The sequence below is a fragment of the Thauera phenolivorans genome (genome assembly GCF_001696715.1).
In the GTDB taxonomy this organism is placed as follows: domain Bacteria; phylum Pseudomonadota; class Gammaproteobacteria; order Burkholderiales; family Rhodocyclaceae; genus Thauera; species Thauera phenolivorans.
Map to the genome: position 1 here is coordinate 505,186 of NZ_MBFM01000005.1, position 3,370 is coordinate 508,555.

The 3,370-nt window shown below is 69.3% G+C and carries 3 protein-coding genes; all 3 read left to right on the plus strand.

What is annotated here, in order from left to right:
* A partial coding sequence (locus BB334_RS15415) for a carboxyl transferase domain-containing protein (protein ID WP_088179203.1) occupies nucleotides 1-1,583 on the plus strand: 1,583 nt, incomplete at its 5' end.
* A 17-nt stretch (nucleotides 1,584-1,600) separates the two neighbouring features.
* Nucleotides 1,601-2,389 carry an enoyl-CoA hydratase/isomerase family protein gene (locus tag BB334_RS15420; RefSeq protein ID WP_068809369.1) on the plus strand — a complete coding sequence of 263 codons (789 nt, stop codon included), beginning with the start codon at nucleotides 1,601-1,603 and terminating at the stop codon, nucleotides 2,387-2,389.
* Between the two features lie 17 nt (nucleotides 2,390-2,406).
* Nucleotides 2,407-3,370, plus strand: a 964-nt coding sequence (locus tag BB334_RS18540; RefSeq protein ID WP_198531269.1) for an acetyl-CoA carboxylase biotin carboxylase subunit, incomplete at its 3' end; no start/stop codon positions are given.

Genomic DNA, 3,370 nt, shown 5'->3' on the forward strand with positions numbered 1-3,370 from the left:
ACACCCGCAGCGAGGACTTCCAGAACAACGCGAAGACCATGCGCGGCCTGGTCGAGGACCTGCGCGCGAAGGCGACCCAGGTCGGCCTCGGCGGCGGCGAGGCGGCGCGTGCCAAGCACAGCGCGCGCGGCAAGCTGCTGCCGCGCGACCGCGTCAATCACCTGCTCGATCCGGGCACCCCCTTCCTCGAGGTGGGGCAGCTCGCCGCGCTCGGCATGTACGACGACGAGGCGCCGAGCGCCGGCGTCATCACCGGCATCGGCCGGGTGAAGGGCATCGAGTGCATGATCGTGGCCAATGACGCCACGGTGAAGGGCGGGACCTACTACCCGATGACGGTGAAGAAGCACCTGCGCGCGCAGGAGATCGCCGAGCAGAACAACCTGCCCTGCATCTACCTGGTCGACTCGGGCGGCGCCTTCCTGCCGCGGCAGGACGAGGTCTTCCCCGATCGCGACCACTTCGGCCGCATCTTCTACAACCAGGCCAACATGTCGGCCAAGGGCATCCCGCAGGTCGCGGTGGTGATGGGCTCGTGCACCGCCGGCGGCGCCTACGTGCCGGCGATGTCGGACGAGACCATCATCGTGCGCAACCAGGGCACGATCTTCCTCGGCGGCCCGCCGCTGGTGAAGGCGGCCACCGGCGAGGTGGTCAGCGCCGAGGACCTCGGCGGCGGCGATGTGCACACCCGGCTGTCGGGGGTGGCCGACCACCTCGCCGAGAACGACACCCACGCGCTCTACCTCGCGCGCCGCGTGGTCGCCAACCTGAATCGGGTCAAGCCGGTGGGGATGGCGCTCGGCCGCGGCGTCGAGCCGGCCTACGACCCGGAAGAGATCTACGGCATCATCCCGAGCGACACCCGCAAGCCCTTCGACGTGCGCGAGATCATCGCCCGCGTGGTCGACGAGTCGCGCTTCGACGAGTTCAAGGCGCGCTACGGCACCACCCTGGTGTGCGGCTTCGCCCAGCTCTACGGCTACCCGGTGGGCATCGTCGCCAACAACGGCATCCTGTTCGGCGAATCGGCGCAGAAGGGCGCGCACTTCATCGAGCTGTGCGGCCAGCGCGGCATCCCGCTGCTCTTCCTGCAGAACATCACCGGCTTCATGGTCGGCCGCAAGTACGAGAACGGCGGCATCGCCAAGGACGGCGCCAAGATGGTGACCGCGGTCGCCACCGTGCAGGTGCCCAAGATCACCACCCTGATCGGCGGCTCTTTCGGCGCCGGCAACTACGGCATGTGCGGCCGCGCCTACAGCCCGCGCTTCCTGTGGATGTGGCCGAACGCGCGCATCTCGGTGATGGGCGGCGAGCAGGCGGCGAGCGTGCTGTCGACCGTGCGCCGCGACGGCATCGAGGCCAGGGGCGGAAGCTGGAGCGCGGAAGAGGAGGAAGCCTTCAAGGCGCCGATCCGCGACCAGTACGAGCTGCAGGGCCATCCCTACTACGCCACCGCGCGCATGTGGGACGACGGCGTGGTCGATCCGGCGCAGACCCGGCGCACGCTCGGCCTGTCGCTTTCAGCGGCGCTCAACGCGCCGATCCAGCCGACGAAGTTCGGCGTGTTCCGGATGTGAGCGCGGTGGAACGAGAGATGAGCTACGAGACCCTGGAAATCCTGCGCGACGGTGGCGTCGCGACGATCTGGATGAACCGCCCGGAAGTGCACAATGCCTTCAACGCGCAGCTGATCGCCGACCTCGGTGCGGCCTGCCGCGAGCTCGACGCCGATGCCGCGGTGCGCGTGGTGGTGCTGGCCGGGCGCGGCAAGAGCTTCTCCGCCGGCGCCGACCTCAACTGGATGAAGGCGGCGGGCGAGGCGGGCGAGGCGGAGAACTTCGCCGACGCGATGAAGCTCGCCGGCATGCTGCGCACCCTGGCGGAGATGACGAAGCCGACGATCGCACGCGTGCATGGCGCGGCACTCGGCGGCGGCATGGGCCTGGCCTCCGCCTGCGACATCTGCGTCGCCGGCGAGCGCGCGGTGTTCGCGACCTCCGAGGTCAGGTTCGGCATCATCCCGTCGGCGATCAGCCCCTACGTGATCCGCGCGATCGGCGAGCGCCAGGCCGGTCGGTACTTCCAGACCGCCGAGCGCATCGGCGCGGTGCGCGCCGCCGAGCTCGGGCTGGCGCACGAGGCGGTGGCGACCGACGCGCTCGACGCCAGGGTGAAGGAAGTGGTCGATGCCCTGCTGCAGGGCGGGCCGAAGTCGCAGGCGGCGGCCAAGGCGCTGATCCGCGCGGTGGCCAGCCGGCCGGTGGACGACACCGTGGTGGAAGACACCGCACGCCGCATCGCCGGCCTGCGCGCGACGCCCGAGGCGAAGGAAGGCCTCGCCGCCTTCCTCGAGAAGCGCCCGGCGGCCTGGGTCAATAACTGAAATCGGCGGAGACACACATGTTCGAGAAGATCCTGATTGCCAACCGAGGTGAAATCGCCTGCCGCGTCATCAAGACCGCCCGCCGCATGGGCATCAAGACCGTCGCGGTGTATTCCGAGGCGGATGCGCGCGCCCGCCATGTGCGGCTCGCCGACGAGGCAGTGCTGATCGGCCCGGCGTCGGCGCGCGAGAGCTACCTCGTGATCGACAAGATCATCGCCGCCGCCAAGCAGACCGGCGCGCAGGCGATCCATCCCGGCTACGGCTTCCTGTCCGAGAACGAGGACTTCTGCCACGCCTGCGAGCGCGAGGGCATCGTCTTCATCGGCCCGCCGGTGTCGGCGATCCGCGCGATGGGCTCGAAGTCCGAGGCCAAGAAGCTGATGGAAGCGGCCGGCGTGCCGCTCACCCCGGGCTACCATGGCGACGACCAGGAGCCCAGCTACCTGCACCAGCAGGCCGACGCCATCGGCTACCCGGTGCTGATCAAGGCCGCGGCCGGCGGCGGCGGCAAGGGCATGCGCCTGGTGGAGAAGTCGGAGGACTTCATCGACCTGCTCGCCTCCTGCAAGCGCGAGGCGATCTCCAGCTTCGGTGACGATCATGTATTGGTCGAGAAGTACATCACCAAGCCGCGTCACATCGAGATCCAGGTCTTCGGTGACACCCACGGCAACGTGGTCTACCTGTTCGAGCGCGACTGCTCGGTGCAGCGCCGCCACCAGAAGGTGCTCGAGGAAGCGCCCGCACCGGGCATGACGTCAGAGCGGCGCGCGGCGATGGGCAAGGCCGCGGTCGATGCGGCGAAGGCGGTGGGCTACGTCGGCGCCGGCACGGTCGAGTTCATCGCCAACCAGGACGGCTCCTTCTACTTCATGGAGATGAACACCCGGCTCCAGGTCGAGCACCCGGTCACCGAGATGATTACCGGGCTGGACCTGGTCGAATGGCAGCTGCGCGTCGCCGCCGGCGAGAAGCTGC